Raw genomic sequence first — 17,501 nt, forward strand, 5'->3', positions numbered from 1 at the left:
CTTGTCATTCCATCAACCCCAAGCCATAAAAAACGGGAACTCTCCTTTTAAGTGGATACAAAAAAGGGGGCACGTCAGCCCCAACAACGGGCTCTACGGAAATGGTTAATAACTAGGAAACAATTAATCCTCATTGAAAGTTAAGGCAAGAAAAACATTTTTTGTTAATTAAAATTAATCACTACTGTTCCCTAACTACAACATCGCTCTGCCGAACCCCACCTGGAGAGTTCTAAAAACCCTCTGGCTTTGGACCTTTCTCGGTGCTTCCCTCCCTTGTGTGATGACTGGACGAATGGCTCATGACTCAACGTGGTTTCTTTGATTTTGCAGAGTAGTTTGCTTGGTTGAGTGGGCTGGGTGACCCATTTGAAGCATTTTACCGGACTGTATATTTTGGATCTGTAACGGTTTTGTGCCGGTTGACTGAGCATTTTACGCTCGCGTCAGGAGAGGCACGAGACCGTGGTTATGAAGCATACGGAAGAATTTCGCCGTGAGGCGGTGAGGATTGCCCTTGAACAGCGGTTTGTCGCGCGAGCGGGTAGCGACCGATTTGGGGATCAGCAAGTCGACGCTGGGACACTGGGTTTCGCGGTATCGGACAACGGACCGGCCTGCAGCACCTGAACCATCAATGGTTTTGGTCTGGGAGAACAAGTGCCTTCGCCTTGAGAACCGTCCCCTGCGGGATGAGAAGGAAATCTTAAAAAAGACCACGCAGTTCTTCACGAACCAAAAGACATGACGTTTGCCTTTATTCGGGAACATCGTGACCGCTGGCACATCGAGAGGCTGTGTGGGTTTTGCAGGTCTCGACACGCGGCTATCGGGCGTGGGTTTCTAGGCATGTCTGCCAACGCCAACTCACCGACCTGAAAGTCCTGACACATATCCGGGAGCATTATGCCCTAAGCAACGGCACCTATGCCGCCCCCGAATGACCATGGAGTTCAAGGAAGCCGATATCCATGTCGGTGAGTGAGCGTCGCATCGGGCGACTGATGAAGATCAATGGCATCCGCCCGGTTCGCACCCGCCGCCACAAGATCACGACCGATAGTCGGCACGCGCTGGACTTCGCTGCAAACATTCTGGACGGGGATTTTGTAGCCGACGCACCCAATCGGAAATGGGCGGACGATATAAGCTAATATGGACCACTGAAGGATGGCTTTATCTGGCCGTCATGGTATTGGCTGAGCGGCAAGCAACCGAATGAAAAAGAATCTCTCTATTCGGGAATTCGACATGGCGGTTCGTCTACGCGCTCCTGCTTCCGGTTGCATTTTTCACTCCGATCGCGGCAGCCAATATTGCTCCCACGATTTCCAGAAAAAGATGATCGAGAACAAGATGATCTCCTCCATGTCTGGCAAGGGAAACTGCTCTGACAACGCCGCCGTCGAGACCTTCTTCAAAAGCCTGAAGGCCGAATTCCTTTGACGACAGAGCTGGCCGACGCGACGACAGGCAACCGTCGCCATCTGCCAATACATTAACGGCTTTTATAATCCGCAACAGCGCCATTCCTATCTCAAGGCATCAGCCCCCTCGCTTTCGAGGCCAAAACCGCATGACAAAATCATAGACCACCACAAAACCGTCACAAGTCCACTAAAAGCCCAGAATCAAGAGAGAGGCGTATCAATCAGCGATTCTTCAATTTCTCACTATTTTACTTATGATTTTATTTGTTGCATAAATATTATTTACTATTTGTATAGATAAAAATGCAACATGTACAGCATGATAGGGCTCGACAGATAACAAGGCGCGCCCCGATGTCCAGCGTTCCTCAGGATGATCCACGACATGCCATCCAGGTAAATCTGAATGCGTGAGATGGTCCGTAATATCGTGCACCTTGTTAAGTGAGAATAGCTGGATTTTGCCAACGCGCACGCCGAACCATCGACGATCATCAACAAACGGGCCAATAACATCACAAGGACGACTGGCGTTGGAAGCCAGATGAATGTTTTTCACCCCCGGCGGAAGACTGAACAAAAAACGGTCTTCGTGCTTACTGAGTGGCCGAATTGTATGCCCATCGTCTGTGATAAGATGGAAATCAGGATTGCGGGTTAGCGTGTGGGAGTGAGACCGTAACGCAGCTCCAGTATGATTGGCACGCTTTTCAATATCGCGAAAGAGTGGCTCAACAAACTCACGGGACACATTAAGGGGTGCGGCCGCATCTTCCCATGTCAGGTGACAGCTTTCATAAAGTGTGACGACATTGCTTCCCTGATGGAAATTCTGACGGTTGCCAGTATCAAGATAGCTTTCTGTTAGAACGCCATTAGCAATGACTACGGAATGTTCCTCCGTTTCAACATGATAATAATCATAAGAAACAAAATTTTTGTCGTAAAAAACGGAACGTCCATTCACCAACATACGGACAGGGACAAAATGTCCCTTAAAAAAGAGGCAATGTTCAGATGTCACCAGAAGGTCTTTAGAAGGAACCCCTTCTGCAATAGCATTTTCTAAGATACGCACTGGATAACCAGCCTCATCATCAGGAAGGTCTGGCCGAACAATGCACCGCGCCGTACCTGTCCATTTGATTGTGCTCGGGGTATGAGAGCGTGACTGCTTGTTTTGCGTAAGAATCTGATCTCCCACCCGCAAGGCTTCGACAAGCGTTTCTCCCTCCGGTGTCCGGATCATGGTGCCCGGCAGAAAGCAGGCTTCATAAATAAATGCTCCGCTACTGGTGCTCACAAAGTTACTGAGAGTCGCATCGGAAATATTCAAGGCATAGCTTATGCTATCACCATAAGAATTCTGACCTGTTATTCTGAGTTGATTTTGTGCGGCGGTAACAGTGCTGACACTTGTCAGATAAGGGAACTCTATTTCAGCGCCTTTTGCCGCACTGATGACATTTGTTGGATAAAGTCGGCCCTGGACAACAATTTTAGCCCCACTATCCAGAATAATAGTACCTGATCCCCCTACCGGACCTTTGGGATTGCTAATTATTGATACATCTATCTCACCTCCGCTCGTGACGGACGTCGTCCCAGAGAGAAAGCCTCCAGACATCAACGTAATTTTTCCGCCGGAGGAAACGACCGAGTCTGTGGCTATGCCACCACCCTCAATTTCAAGTTCACCCCCGTCGTTTACAACTGTATCAGATAAAACACTTGCAGCTTGTAAATACACCCGCCCAGCATTGTTAATGACAGTGCTGGACGCTGCGGCATGATAAACCTCCAGAAAACTCCCACTATCAATCTTTGCATCAATCGCAGAAGCTCCTGTCCAGAGATAAGCTATGCCCCCATCCGTAACCGTGAGGTCTATTGCGGTCGCTGGTGCAACAATATTTAGTCGCCCTCCATTTACGACGGTAATACCGCTTGATGTTGTTCCCAATACAACATTTGAACTGATGACATCACTCATGCGCGCCTTCCTTTTAGGTGAATATAAAGTAAGTTTATTTCGTGAAGTTTTAGTGTATTTATATAGATATATTAAAATTAGAACGTTTATGATTTATATCTATATTTATTTTAACTTATTATTTTAAAAAAAAACACTTCCACTTTCTGTTTTATATATATTTTTACAATCTCATGATTTGCACTTGATGCGTTATCTTTTGCAGGCTCTCCGACTGACCTCAAGAGGGTTCCGTCGATGTCCCCAAAAATGATACAGAACCATTATGGATTGAGAGAGTCGTCCTGCGGCGAGGCGACGATGTGCTGAGAAATGGATGAAAAGCTGCCATGCATAAGGTTGATATTAAGCCGAACGCTCCTGATGTGGCAGCCGTTCATACCGTTGAGACACTTGTTGCATCGCCGAAATTTATGGATTGCCTGACATTCTGTAATGAGACACTTCTCTCCATCCATCAGCAACTCCCACGCGAGGTGCGCTATGTTGCCGACATGCGACGATGGATTATGACGCATGGCGCGTTAAAACTAAATTTCGCACATCAGCTTGATTCGCGGTCTCCCGCCCTGACAGCTTCCAATCTGTACCGAGAAGTTGTCCATACCGGCGCCGTCAGCCCCAATACCGTGACAAATTATCTGAAAGAAATTGAGCACCTTGGCTATATAGAAGCACAACCTCGTGGGGATCGCCGTCTGCGCGCCTATCGCATGAGCGCTTTTTCTGAGCGCATGTTCTACCACTATCTTACCGTTCACCTAAACGGACTGGACATTCTGGACGGGCATAAGCGTTCTGATGCGGCGCAGAGTGACCCGAAAATCCTGACACACATGCATCCGGTTTTTGCCAGCCTGATGCTGAAGGATGCGGCATACTACCACCCACCGGCATCTATTGCGCCGCTGGTTCATTCAACAGTGGGCATTTCTGTCCTGAATGAGATGACACGCAAAGCCGACAGTGAATACTATGACGAAAAAGAGAAAGTCTCAGTTTCGCTGGATAGCGCAAATGCCATGGCGCAACGGTACGGAACATCCCGAGGCAACATTGCGCGACTTCTGGCAAAAGTTCGGGCAGCGGGCGATTATGGACAGAGTGATAAAGGGCACTGGGTCTCAAAACAGTTGTTGCAGGAATACTACCGCTGGCAGGCCGGTAAGCTTGCTAATATTTCTGCGGCTTATGCACACGCCCTTAAGGCAAGAGAAATTTCCCGTGTGAACACTGTTTGAGATTAAAGCCGACTACGCAAATTTTTATAGTTTAGCGGAAATTTACAATCTGATGGCGGAAGGGGTGGGATTCGAACCCACGGTACGGTTACCCGCACGCCAGTTTTCAAGACTGGAGCCTTCAACCGCTCGGCCACCCTTCCTGCATCAGAGTGAAAGCCTTATAGCCATGCCCGCAGAGCCTGTCCAGCGGGTCAAAATGGGTTTTGTCGGAGTTGTTTCTCTCCCTTCGGCTTGCTCTTGGCCGTCTGGAGTTGTAAAAGCCCGGTCCTTACATCCATCCATTCAGGGACGAGTTATGAAACAGCAGGCGAACCTGATCCGGGCCGGACAGGTCATCGAGCATGATGGCCGTCGCTGGACGGTGCTGAAACAGCAGATCATTACCCCCGGCAAGGGCGGCGCTTTCATTCAGGTGGAAATGCGCGACCTCAAAACGGGCAACAAAACCAACGAACGCTGGCGTACAGCCGACAGTGTCGAGCGCCTGATGACCGAGGACCGGGAATATCTGTATTCCTATACCGACGGTGAATCCCTCGTACTGATGGACCCGGAAACGTTCGAACAGACCATGATTCCGGTCGATCTGCTGGGTGATCAGGCACCGTTCCTGCAGGACAACATGACCATCAATGTCCACCTTGTGGAAGGCGACCCGGTCGGGATTGATCTGCCGCCGCAGGTCACGCTGGAAGTTGTTGAGGCAGACCCGGTGGTCAAAGGCCAGACGGCCAGTTCCTCCTACAAGCCTGCAAAACTCTCCAATGGTGCAAAGACCATGGTGCCCCCCTTCATTGAAGCCGGTGAACGTATTGTTGTCCGGACTGAAGACGGCTCTTACGTCGAACGCGCCAAAGACTGATCTTTCGCCTTACTCCAGACAGGACAAAACATAGTGGCCATGCGTCTTTCCCCCGTCATGATGGTGATGCAAACCGCTGCCCAGAAGGCGGCAAAGCGTCTCCTGCGCGATTTCAATGAAGTCGAGCAGCTTCAGGTAAGCATCAAGGGGCCGGGTGACTTTGTTTCTCAGGCTGACCTGAGGGCAGAACAGACCCTGCGTGAAGAGCTGGAACGGGCTCGCCCCGGCTATGCCTTCCTGATGGAGGAATCCGGCAAATCAGGTGGCGATAACTGGACATGGCGCTGGATTGTGGACCCGCTGGACGGCACCACAAACTTCCTGCACGGCATTCCGCACTGGGCCATTTCCATTGGCCTCCAGCGCAGACTGCCGGACGGCAAGATCGAACTGGCCGCGGGTCTGGTGTACAATCCGGCATCCAATGAAATGTTCTGGGCGGAAAAAGGCACAGGCGCGTTCCTGAATGAACGCCGCATCCGTGTTTCTGCCCGCCGGGACATGCAGGAATCCGTTTTTGCAACAGGTATTCCGTTTGCAAAAGTGCCTGCCCGCCAGCGTCTGCCCTTTGCCCGTGTCATGGGGAATCTCATGCCGCGTGTCGCTGGTATCCGTCGTTTTGGTGCCGCCGCACTCGACCTCGCATGGGTCGCGGCGGGCCGGTATGAAGGCTACTGGGAATTCGGCATCAAACCGTGGGACTGCGCAGCGGGCATTCTGATTGTCCGTGAAGCAGGCGGTCAGGTGACGGACCCCGCCGGGCTGGATCTTGATGATATGCCCGACGATGTGATGATTGTCGCAGGCAATGGTAACATGCACAGCAAGCTGCTGGATATTGTGGCCGAAAGCCTGAAAGAAACACCCTAAGTTCCTATACTTGAAAGGCAGTCTGCCGCCTGAGCAGACTGCCTTTTTATATACCCTCTAGTCACACACCGCAGAGCGCGTAAGGTGGACCCTCCATGCAGGCACCCTTCCCTTCTGCGCATGACGCGCCCGCTCTGACCGCGCATCATCGTGGCTTTTCCCTTCTGACAGAAGACGGCGAGTATCTTACACTCTCCGCACCAGAACTCCGCTCCCGGCTGGACAGCATCGCCTGCCCTCTGGTGGTCCATGCGCCATCATTTGCGCGCAAACTGGATCTGCCACCACCGGGGCAGCCGTCCCCCTGGCTGGACCTGCTTGAACTCTTCACGTTTGTTTACCCGGCCCGGACTGCCGCCCCGACACCACGAGGGCTGGCGCTGGCGCTTGGACTGGAAGAAGAACAGATTGGCCGCGCCGAAGCTGATCTGCTCCCCACGCTGGTCGAAATCATGCTGACGGAACTGGCTCGTCAAAAAAACGGGCCTTTGGGGGACATGCTGGCGGCCCTGGCAGTCCGGCTGGCGCAGGCAGGCTGGCCATGGGCAGGGACTGTTGCGGAAACACTTGGGCTGCCAGACAAGCTGGACGGCAAGGGCAATCTGCCAGAAGACGCCCTGCAACCGGGGGACGCGCTCCGGGTCTGGCGCGTTCTGCCGAAATGGGAAGATGTCGCCCCCCGGCCTCCGCCAGCCTCGCATCCCATTACTCCAGCAGAGGCCCGCACACGATTGCGGACTCTTCTGGGCGAAGGTTCAGAAAGCCGGGCTGGTCAGGCCGATTTCGCCAGCGTTTCCACCGCAGCGTTTGAGCCCCGCACCCATCGCGGCAACCCTGCCGTTGTGCTGGCGGAAGCCGGAACAGGCACAGGCAAAACACTGGGCTATATTGCGCCTGCAAGCGTCTGGGCACAGCGCAATGGCGGCAGCGTGTGGATCAGCACCTATACGCGCCATCTGCAACGGCAGATTGAACAGGAAACGCATCGGCTTTTTCCAGACGACGCGACACGCCGCCATCATGTCGTGCTGCGCAAAGGCCGAGAGAACTACCTCTGCCTGCTGAACATGGAAGACGCCGTCAATAGTGCAGCCTCCCGTCCGGCGGGTGTCACCATCGCGCTCTCTATGCTGGCCCTCTGGACCCGCGCCACAGCAGATGGAGATCTGCTGGGGGGGGATCTGCCCGGCTGGTTTGGTGATCTGTACGGTCAGGGAAGCGTTTCCGGCGTGGCCGACCGTCGGGGTGAATGTATTCACGGGGCCTGCCCTCATTATCAGCGGTGTTTTGTGGAGCATACGATCCGCAGGGCACGGGAGGCGGATCTGGTGATCGCCAATCATGCTCTGGTTATGGCGCAGGCAGCGTATGCGCAGGCCGCAATGAGCGACGACGCCGAAGACACTGAAGAAGACGCAACCCCGTCCCGCTATGTTTTTGATGAAGGCCATCATCTGGCAGATGCCGCGGATGGCGCGTTTTCCGCCGAACTATCCGGGCTGGAAGCGGCTGAGTTGCGCCGATGGTTGCTCGGGGCAGAAGGCCGTCGCTCCCGCGCCCGGGGGCTGAAGCGTCGTCTGGATGATCTGGTTGTCGGCTTCCCGCGACTGGAGGCACCGCTGGATGCCGCACTTATGGCCGCGCACGCCCTGCCCGCGCCAGGCTGGTCCGCAAGACTGGCGGAGACAGATTCTTCAGAGACCGGGCCGCCCGAACCTCCTCCGATAGACGATCCTGACGGATTTCTGCCTGCAACTCCCGCTTTACCAGAGCCCGTGCTGGAAAATCCGACCGAAAGCTTTCTGCGCCTCCTGCGCCAGCAGGTGCTGGCACGGAGTGAAGACCGTCGACAAACGCACCAGTATGGTGCGCTGGAATGTGACCTGCATCCGCTTATCCCCGATCTGACAGAAGCGGGGCAAACGCTGGCCCGTGCGCTCAGCCGGATTGCAGAACCCCTGCGTACCCTTGCTGAACGGCTTCAGGCCCGCCTGCAGGATGATGCAGACTCTCTGGACAGCGTGACCCGTGGCCGCATTGAAGCCATGGTCCGGGGGCTACGCCGCCGTGCCATCACCCGGCTGGATGCGTGGACGTCTATGCTGGATGCGCTGGATCAGCCGCCTCTGGCCGATACAACACCCACGCATATTCACTTCATCCGTCTGGATCGGCGGCAACAGCAGCGGCCCGGCGAACATGATGTTGGGCTGCATCGCCACTGGCTGGACCCGACCATTCCTTTTGCCGCCGTCATGGCCATGCCCGCGCAAGGTATGCTGATCACATCGGCCACCCTGCGCGATCAGTCAGACACTCAGCACAGGCAGGATGAACCGGAAACAGAAGAAACCGAGCGTGCTTGGGAAGCTGCGGAAGCCCGCACCGGAGCCAACCACTTCCCCTCTCCTGCCATTCGCGCCAGCCTGACCAGCCCGTTTGATTACGCCCGGCAGACCCGTACCTTTATTATTACGGACGTGGACCACGCCAGTATTGCCGATCTGGCCGCCGCATACCGCACACTGTTTGAAGCCTCAGGCGGCGGCGGACTAGGTCTGTTTACCGCCATTTCCCGCCTGCGGGGGGTGCACAGCCGTATTGCCCCGGCACTGGAAGATCAGGGTCTGCCGCTTTACGCCCAGCATGTGGACGCAATGGACAACACAACCCTGGTGGATATTTTTCGCACGGAAGAACATGCCTGCCTTCTGGGGACGGACGCCATGCGTGACGGCGTGGACGTTCCGGGGAATGCCCTGCGTCTGGTTGTGTTTGAACGGGTCCCCTGGCCGCGTCCCGACATTCTGCACAGAGAACGCCGTATTCACCTCTCAGGCGGTGATACCACCGGATATGACGACAGGATTGCGCGCCTGCGGTTACGTCAGGCTTTTGGGCGACTGATCAGAAGTCAGTCTGACAAAGGCGTTTTTGTGCTGCTGGACCGCCGCACACCCTCACGGCTGCTTTCGGCATTCCCACCCGGAGCAGAGGTCCGGCGTCTAGGGCTGGCAGACGCAGCGCGGGAAATCAGAACGTTTTTATAAACCGCGCAGTCCGGCTGCCAGATGGAGCGTGATACGCGGACCAAACAGGCAGACCAAAACGCACGTCCGGGCTTTAGGGCCCTTCGTCTTAAGCCGAGTTAGATCGGCTTAAGTTCAGTCGCGGCAACTTTACCACGCTCGGTCACGAGTTCGTAGGAGACCTTTTCGTTCTCATTCAGCCCACGCAGACCAGCAGCCTGCACAGCGGTGATATGAACAAACACATCCTTGCCCCCATCGTCAGGTGCGATGAAACCAAAGCCTTTAGTGGCATTAAACCATTTAACTGTACCGGTCGGCATAGGCGGGTAACTTTCCCAGATATCTCCTACCGGACAACCATATGACCGGTTACAGGATGTACTCATCGGGTCACGAAGATGCGGTCTTGTCAATCAAAATACCCATCTTCTGCGGTCCTTACCGGGCGTGTGCGCCCAGATGTTCTTCAAGGAATGCAAGGCTGCGCTTCTGCGCCAGCTTGTAGGCTTCCGGGTCAAACGACGCCCGTTGTGAACAGCCGAACCCATGCCCGGCACCATCGTACACGTAAATTTCAATTTCAGGATGCGCTACACGAATGGTGCTCACATCTGTGTGCGGAATACTGGTATCGGCTTCCCCAAAATGGAGCTGAACCGGGCAACGCGGAGTCTCATCAACCCGCGATGCAATCCCGCCCCCATACCAGCTTACGGCAGCGGCAAAACGATCCGTCCGGCAAGAGGCTTCCCATGCCAGCAGGCCGCCCCAGCAATACCCGATAATACCAACATCCGCCTTCCCCAGCGCTGCGGCAGAGGCTTCAAGATCCAGCAGCGTTTCCGCCAGTGGAATCTGGCTGCGCAAAGCAAGGCCGGTCTGGATATCCGCTTTTTCATAACCCAGTTCCACACCGCGCTCGGCGCGGTCGAACACGGCCGGGGCAATCACGTGGAAACCGTGCTCGGCAAATATGTCGCACACATGCCGGATATGCCCGTTCACACCAAAAATTTCCTGCACCACAACCAGCGCATACGGCATCTCCGCATGCCCGGCTTCGTAAGCCGAAAACTCATGTCCATCGGCCGCTTTCAACGTGATAATCTGTCCCATCCTGATCTCTCCCCTGAAGAAAAATGACATCACAAAGAAAGTTTTCCACATTTCTTGACTCAGGGGGAGGACAAACCTATCTCCTGTTCTGGCACTCCCGGGGTGGGAGTGCTAACGCAACGCGGCGTTTATTACGCGCGGCAGATGCCGGTGGTGTTGCTTCCTGACAAGGGCGCCACCGCAGCAAACAGAATGTGGAGCGATCCATAATGACGAAGTTTCGTCCTTTACACGACCGGGTAGTCGTTCGTCGCCTTGCTGGCGAAGAAAAGACCGTCGGCGGCATCATCATTCCGGATACGGCTAAAGAAAAGCCCATGGAAGGTGAAGTGGTTTCTGCTGGTCCCGGCGCTCGCAATGAGCAGGGTCAGGTTGTAGCGCTTGATGTCAAGGCTGGTGACCGCGTCCTGTTCGGCAAATGGTCCGGTACGGAAGTGAAGATCGACGGCGAAGAGCTGCTGATCATGAAAGAAAGCGACATTCTGGGCGTGATTTCCGCCTGAGTGGACCGCGCTGATCCGCTTTTCGACCTTATAAACTGATCTCTCACAGGAGAATTTGATATGGCTGCCAAAGACGTAAAGTTTGGTGGTGACGCTCGCCAGCGTATGCTGCGCGGCGTTGACATCCTCGCTGATGCCGTAAAAGTCACGCTCGGCCCCAAAGGCCGCAACGTTGTCCTCGACAAGAGCTTCGGCGCACCGCGCATCACCAAAGACGGTGTGTCTGTTGCCAAAGAAATCGAACTGGCTGACAAGTTCGAAAACATGGGCGCACAGATGCTGCGCGAAGTGGCCTCCAAAACCAACGATATCGCTGGTGACGGCACGACCACAGCAACCGTTCTGGCTCAGGCCATCGTGCGTGAAGGCCATAAGGCTGTTGCCGCTGGCATGAACCCGATGGACCTCAAGCGTGGGATCGACAAGGCCGTTCATGCCGTTGTTGAGGAACTGAAGAAGAACACCAAGAAGATCACCACCCCGGCGGAAACCGCTCAGGTCGGCACGATCTCCGCAAACGGTGAAGCCGAAATCGGTGAGATGATCTCCGAAGCCATGCAGAAAGTTGGCTCCGAAGGCGTTATCACGGTTGAAGAAGCCAAGCACTTCCAGACGGAACTGGACGTGGTTGAAGGCATGCAGTTCGACCGTGGCTACATCTCCCCCTACTTCGTGACCAACACGGAGAAGATGACGGCCGATCTGGAAAACCCCTACATCCTGATTCATGAAAAGAAGCTGTCTTCTCTTCAGCCGATTCTGCCGCTGCTTGAAGCCGTTGTGCAGTCCGGCCGTCCGCTGCTGATCATTGCAGAAGACGTGGACGGTGAAGCTCTGGCAACGCTGGTTGTCAACAAGCTGCGCGGTGGCCTGAAAATTGCTGCTGTTAAAGCTCCGGGCTTTGGTGACCGTCGTAAAGCCATGCTGGAAGATATCGCAATCCTGACCGGTGGTCAGGTCATTAGCGAAGACCTCGGCATCAAGCTGGAAACCGTCACGCTGCCCATGCTCGGCACGGCCAAAAAAGTCCGTATCGACAAAGAAAACACGACGATCGTTGATGGCGCCGGCAAGACCGATGAAATCAAAGGCCGTTGCAAGCAGATCCGTGCGCAGATCGAGGAAACCACCTCTGACTACGACCGTGAAAAGCTGCAGGAACGTCTGGCCAAACTGGCTGGCGGCGTTGCCGTGATCCGCGTTGGCGGCTCCACGGAAATCGAAGTGAAGGAACGCAAGGACCGCGTTGACGACGCTCTGCACGCAACCCGCGCTGCCGTTGAAGAAGGCATTGTTCCGGGTGGTGGCACGGCTCTGGCCCGCGCGTCTGCAAAGCTGGCTCACCTGCACTACCATAACGACGATCAGCGCGTTGGTGGCGACATCATCCGCAAGGCTCTGCAGGCTCCCCTGCGCCAGATCGCTCACAATGCTGGTGAAGATGGTGCGGTTATCGCCAACAAAGTGCTGGAATCCGAAGACTACGCTTTCGGCTTCGATGCACAGGCTGGCGAATACAAGAACCTGGTTGACGCCGGTATTATCGACCCGACCAAGGTTGTCCGTACGGCTCTGCAGGACGCAGCTTCTGTTGCTGGCCTGCTGATCACGACGGAAGCCATGGTTGCAGAACGCCCTGAAAAGAAAGCCGCTCCGGCTGGCGGCCCTGATATGGGCGGCATGGGTGGTATGGATTTCTAAGAATAACATCTAGTTATTTTTTAGAGTTCTAAACACCAGACAACAAAAGGTGGATGTGCTTTGATAGCACATCCACCTTTTTTATTTTGAACCTAATGAATTGGCTCATGCACGAACCAAAATTTCATTATAAAATAATATTCCAGCCTCTATTTTATGTATGATTAGTCCACGCCTTAGCATGCGTATGGATTTAATTAACATCACTTGTTCTGAATCTTTAATGCTGGATAGACCTGAGCTTATAATTTAGAATATGCTCTGATTTGTTTTTTAAGCTCGGTCAATTGCCTCAGAGGAATAAGATGTCAGATTCACTTGCTTCTCCCAAAACATTTTTAGAAGACGTGGAATGGACATGGGGTCCCCTTAACCTTCCTCCTATTACGACATCTTTACGATTTGGCACTAATGGCCTGATTAAGGGATATGAGCACCCGAATGAATATTCCTGGACGCTGAAGGACGACATTCTTGAAATTCACGCGACAGACGGTCATTGCATGTGGCGGTTTGAGCAGGCCATTGACTCAGGGGATACCCTGACTTTCATCAGCTATCCTCAACAAGATCCTCTCTGGAATGTTTTCTTCGGTCTTAGCGCTTCAAAAGCAGATATTAATACCGTTATTGAGGCAAAAGAGCCATCATCTGCTCCTCAGCCCACTGAAAAAAAAGCCGAAAAACCTGAAGGTATTCGCCTTGTTATCTGGGATCTTGACGATACATTCTGGAAAGGTACTTTGTCAGAAGGTGAAATTACACCAGTCCAGAAGACTATTGATATTGTTAAGACCCTTAATAGCAGAGGTATTGTGAACGCCATTTGTTCACGCAATACATTTGAAGATACAAAAGAACGCCTTGAGCAACTTGGAATTTGGGATGATTTCGTGTTCCCCCGGATTGCCTGGGCTCCAAAAGGACCGCTCATTCAGGATATTATCGAAAAAATTCAACTGCGTCCTGAAACAGTCCTTTTTATTGATGATAATGTTACAAATCTTAATGAGGCCAAGCACTTTGTTCCTAAGCTCAATGTTGCGGAGCCCGATATTATTGACGCTCTGCTTGATGATCCCAGACTGATCGGCAAACCTGACCCAGATCTAAGCCGCCTCAAACGCTACCAAGTGCTTGAAACAAAACAGAATGATATGTCTGCAAGTGGCGGTGATAACGAAGCCTTCCTGCGGAAAAGTGATATTCGTGTGAGCTTCCATGCTGACGTGGATGCTGAATTTCCACGCATTCATGACCTGGTTAACCGAACCAATCAGCTAAATTTTACAAAAAATCGCTGGCCGGAAGATATCGAGGAAGCACGCCTTCGTTTTCTGGAAGAAGTTGAAGCAGATTTCGACACAGATGTAGGCTATGTAAAAGTCGCTGATGCTTACGGAAATTACGGTATCTGCGGCTTTTACCTTTCCAGAAAAAATGAGTTTCTCCATTTCCTTTTTTCATGCCGAACCATGAATATGGGCGTTGAGCAATTTGTATGGAGGAAACTGGGAGAACGTCATGTTCCAATCCAGGGCAAAGTGGGCTCAAACTTGGAGACACCAGTGGTAGACTGGATCCAGGTTGTTGATGATGTCGACAAAAGCTCGTCTGACGACCATTCAAGCAGCAAGCGCCTGCAGGTTTGTATTCGCGGTGCCTGCGATATGATGATGACGTCCAATTTCCTCCGCACCAAGGTCAATACCTTGGAAGAACTGAATTATGCTTACGAAGGGTGGGAAATTATTGCTTCACCCCGTTTTGTTTCCCTTTGCAAAGACATGAAGGACGAACGAAACCGCGAAATTGTTTCCCGCCTTCCTGGCATTCCACCCAATCGTTTTGAAACGGATGTTCTTGCTGAAACCTCTGATGTTTATGTCTTCTCATTCTCACAGGAATCTTTCCACGGGCTTTATCAATCCAAAACGACGGGCATGATCATTCCTATGGGCCACTTTGGTCTTCCCTACCATCTTCCAGGAGGGCCAAAAGACAAGTTCGATTACACCGCCGTAACTTATGATGAACTGCTCAAGTTCGGTGTGGAAGGCGTTTCAGAAGAGCAGTGGGATTTCTTTAGAGACGAATTCTCTTTCTTAGGCGGCTTTCAGAAAGATCTCTTCCTGCGTGATCTGCGATATATGTTTAACCGCCTCCTGAACGCGCAGAAACGCGTCATTATCATCGGTCTTAACCAATCAGTGGGGCGTGATCATATGCTTCTGGAATTCTTTGGTGAAGTAAACGCTCTGGTACGTCCCCTCGCAAACAAATATGGTTTCGATTATATTGATATTAATGATGTCCTGAAAACAGAAGGCGACTTAGCAAAAGATGGAATGTTTGGAGGAGCACACTTCGATCGGCCTGTTTACAAAGCTCTTTCAGATAAAATTCTTAAACTGCTTCAACAAACTCATTAACCCACTTTTCTATCCGCGAAGCATCGCACAAGTCTTCACGTCGTAGGTTGAACAATGATCGCAACAAAACACTTTCAGGGGAAACCCGCTGTTGTCTCCCCTCCAGTTACTGATTTTTGCTGGTTTTTTGGACCGACCAACGGCTCTCCAATATCTGATCAATTGGTCCTCAGTCCTTCAGGAGAGATCAAAGGATATTCCCATCCTAACGAGCGGTCCTGGCGGATAGAAAATTACCGTCTTTTGCTTTTGAATGAAGCCGGCGATATCATGTGGCGTTCAATAGAAGCCTTTAAAGATCCAGATGGGCTTCTAACCATCATTTTAGAACATCCTGCCAACCCAGACACACGCTTCATTCTCAAACAACGGTCCAGCCTCGCCTCTGAGGTTCCCGTTTCTCCCACTATAAAGCAGGCCGAGCAGCCCGTTGATATTCATCCTACGCCTAATTCTTTAATAACACCTCAAGGTCTGTCCGATGCAGACTTCCTGTTCCCACCTGATCTTGAAGTAACACCTGTAAAAATCGAAAAAGTATTGTTGGTTGGCTCCTGCCTCACGGCTCTTTACCATGAGCAGCTTCAGGCGCGTCATCCTGAAACAAAATTTGACTACATTCCCTATAACTTCGTCAGCGTTCTTCCTGATGCGCCTCCATCTCCGACATCAGATTATGATTTTCAGTACCTGCAAATCCCATTACGCTCCGTGTTGAGTGATCGCGTCATCTGGGGTTTTCGCTTTAACGAAGAAGGTTTTACCAAGACTATCCTTCAGGACGCCTATAGCGTCATTGATGCCATGCTGTCTTCTGCCATGATTTATAATGAACGGCATGGCCTGCTCACTTTCGTCTCCAATTTTATTGTGCCGCAAATGAGCACCGCGTCCAGCATGTACGAACGCGGCAGCAACAACGATCTGACGACCATTGTTCAAAGACTAAATGACTACCTCAACGAAAAAGTCGCAAGCTATAAAAATGCCTACCTATTGAATATTGATGCTGTCGCATCGACAATTGGTAAGCGTTATATTCTTGATGACCTCGTTTATTTCTATTCTCACGGTGCTGTCACTTATCAAGACTGGGATGACTTTGGTTCCATCGCAAGGAATGAACCGATCCCTCCTCTGGAAACAGTATATCCCGTCAAAAAAGATGCTTTTCTTGACGCCATTTTTCGTCAGATGGTCACCGCATATCGCACCACAAAACAGGTAGACCAGGTCAAAGCTGTTGTATTTGACCTTGATAACACACTATGGCGGGGTCAGATTGCCGAACATTATCGCCCGGAAGCCCAGCCCTGGCCGCGGACTGATGGCTGGCCTCTCGGACTTTGGGAAGCCATTCATTATCTTCGGGCGCGCGGCATCCTTGTCGCAATCTGCTCCAAAAATGATTATGATTACGTCAAAACCAGATGGGACGACGTCATTGAGCCCAAACTGATTTCTCTGGATGATTTCTCATCTGTAAAAATCAACTGGACGCCTAAAGCTCAGAATATTTCTGAAATCTGCAAAGAGTTTAACATCAAGCCCAAAAGTGTGGTTTTTGTTGATGATAACCCTGTAGAGCGAGCTGCTGTTGCGTCTGCTCTGCCAGATGTCAGAGTTATCGGCGGCAATCCTTATCTGACGCGCCGTATTCTTCTCTGGTCCGCTGAGACTCAGATTGCACGGATGACAGAAGAGTCAGGCAAGCGTGAGGAAATGATACGTGGACAAATTGAGCGTGAAGAAACCCGCTCTACCATGGACAGGTCCGAGTTCCTTGCCTCTCTCAACTGCGAAGTCTCATTTATAAATATTACCAGTACAGATCAGCCAGAATTTGGTCGCACATTGGAACTGACGAACAAAACCAATCAGTTCAATACAAATGGCCAACGCTGGTCATTTGAAAACATTGCTGATTTCCTTAAAGCTGGCGGTAAAATTCTTGCGTTTAAGGTCAAGGACAAATTCACGGAATATGGTCTTGTAGGTGTTCTTTACTTAAAGGGCACGGAAATTACGCAGTATGTCATGAGCTGCCGCGTTCTGGGGATGGAAGTAGAAGAATTTGTTGTTGCAGAAGCTGTCAAACTTCTGCGCTCTGCTCGCTCAGGCGAAACCGATATCACAGCGACGATTAAGGAAACACCGGATAATACCCCTTGTCGCGAGGTGTATCTGCGCGCCGGTTTCCGGGAAACTGCGAAACAGGAGGGTATCAGACAATTCATTCTGGATGGCGATGAAGTGCCAATGCTGCCACTTCATATCAAAAAGGCTTAAAACAAAATCCCCCGCATTATTCACAATGC

The 17,501-nt window shown here is 52.0% G+C and carries 11 protein-coding genes, 1 tRNA gene and 1 pseudogene; 9 read left to right on the forward strand and 4 right to left on the reverse strand.

Translation table 11 applies throughout. The annotated features are described in order from the left end of the window. Positions 1-465: 465 nt before the first annotated feature. A pseudogene (locus JK199_RS00005) lies at positions 466-1,580 on the forward strand (IS3 family transposase). An 82-nt stretch (positions 1,581-1,662) separates the two neighbouring features. Here JK199_RS00005 and JK199_RS00010 read toward each other — a convergent pair. Further along, on the reverse strand, positions 1,663-3,423 hold the full coding sequence (locus JK199_RS00010) for a Hint domain-containing protein (protein WP_212372854.1): 1,761 nt from the start codon (positions 3,421-3,423) through the stop codon (positions 1,663-1,665). A 329-nt stretch (positions 3,424-3,752) separates the two neighbouring features. Between JK199_RS00010 and JK199_RS00015 the strand changes: the two genes are divergently transcribed. After that, on the forward strand, positions 3,753-4,664 hold the full coding sequence (locus JK199_RS00015; RefSeq protein ID WP_212356463.1) for a hypothetical protein: 912 nt from the start codon (positions 3,753-3,755) through the stop codon (positions 4,662-4,664). 53 nt (positions 4,665-4,717) lie between these two features. Here JK199_RS00015 and JK199_RS00020 read toward each other — a convergent pair. After that, positions 4,718-4,807, reverse strand: a tRNA-Ser gene (locus JK199_RS00020). 155 nt (positions 4,808-4,962) lie between these two features. Here JK199_RS00020 and efp point away from each other — a divergent pair. From efp to JK199_RS00035, 3 genes are all read left to right on the forward strand, one after another. Continuing rightward, complete coding sequence (efp, locus tag JK199_RS00025; protein ID WP_025828607.1) at positions 4,963-5,529, forward strand: elongation factor P; 567 nt, start codon at positions 4,963-4,965, stop codon at positions 5,527-5,529. 39 nt (positions 5,530-5,568) lie between these two features. After that, on the forward strand, positions 5,569-6,399 hold the full coding sequence (locus tag JK199_RS00030; protein ID WP_212356461.1) for an inositol monophosphatase family protein: 831 nt from the start codon (positions 5,569-5,571) through the stop codon (positions 6,397-6,399). 95 nt (positions 6,400-6,494) lie between these two features. Further along, positions 6,495-9,449 (forward strand): ATP-dependent DNA helicase, encoded by a 2,955-nt coding sequence (locus tag JK199_RS00035; RefSeq protein ID WP_212372856.1) that lies wholly within the window; start codon positions 6,495-6,497, stop codon positions 9,447-9,449. A 98-nt stretch (positions 9,450-9,547) separates the two neighbouring features. On the opposite strand, the gene JK199_RS00040 is transcribed toward JK199_RS00035, so the two are convergent. Together JK199_RS00040 and JK199_RS00045 are read right to left on the reverse strand one after the other, a co-directional pair. Continuing rightward, positions 9,548-9,751, reverse strand: coding sequence for a cold-shock protein (locus JK199_RS00040; RefSeq protein ID WP_043550519.1), 204 nt, complete (start codon positions 9,749-9,751; stop codon positions 9,548-9,550). Positions 9,752-9,869: 118 nt separating this feature from the next. Then, positions 9,870-10,547 carry a dienelactone hydrolase family protein gene (locus JK199_RS00045; protein ID WP_212372858.1) on the reverse strand — a complete coding sequence of 226 codons (678 nt, stop codon included), beginning with the start codon at positions 10,545-10,547 and terminating at the stop codon, positions 9,870-9,872. Between the two features lie 209 nt (positions 10,548-10,756). On the opposite strand from JK199_RS00045, the gene JK199_RS00050 reads away from it, so the two are divergent. The 4 genes from JK199_RS00050 (at position 10,757) to JK199_RS00065 (ending at position 17,472) form a co-directional block, all read left to right on the forward strand. After that, positions 10,757-11,050, forward strand: a complete 294-nt coding sequence (locus JK199_RS00050; protein WP_025828601.1) for a co-chaperone GroES — start codon at positions 10,757-10,759, stop codon at positions 11,048-11,050. Between the two features lie 60 nt (positions 11,051-11,110). Beyond that, positions 11,111-12,751 (forward strand): chaperonin GroEL, encoded by a 1,641-nt coding sequence (gene groL / locus JK199_RS00055; protein ID WP_025828599.1) that lies wholly within the window; start codon positions 11,111-11,113, stop codon positions 12,749-12,751. A gap of 305 nt (positions 12,752-13,056) precedes the next feature. Beyond that, positions 13,057-15,183, forward strand: coding sequence for an HAD-IIIC family phosphatase (locus JK199_RS00060; RefSeq protein ID WP_244984780.1), 2,127 nt, complete (start codon positions 13,057-13,059; stop codon positions 15,181-15,183). 54 nt (positions 15,184-15,237) lie between these two features. Continuing rightward, the gene (locus JK199_RS00065) at positions 15,238-17,472 is read left to right on the forward strand and encodes an HAD-IIIC family phosphatase (protein WP_212372860.1); all 2,235 of its coding nucleotides are present in this window, start codon (positions 15,238-15,240) and stop codon (positions 17,470-17,472) included. The last annotated feature ends 29 nt before the right edge of the window (positions 17,473-17,501 follow it).

It is taken from the genome of Acetobacter persici, assembly GCF_018256955.1.
In the GTDB taxonomy this organism is placed as follows: Bacteria; Pseudomonadota; Alphaproteobacteria; order Acetobacterales; family Acetobacteraceae; genus Acetobacter; species Acetobacter persici.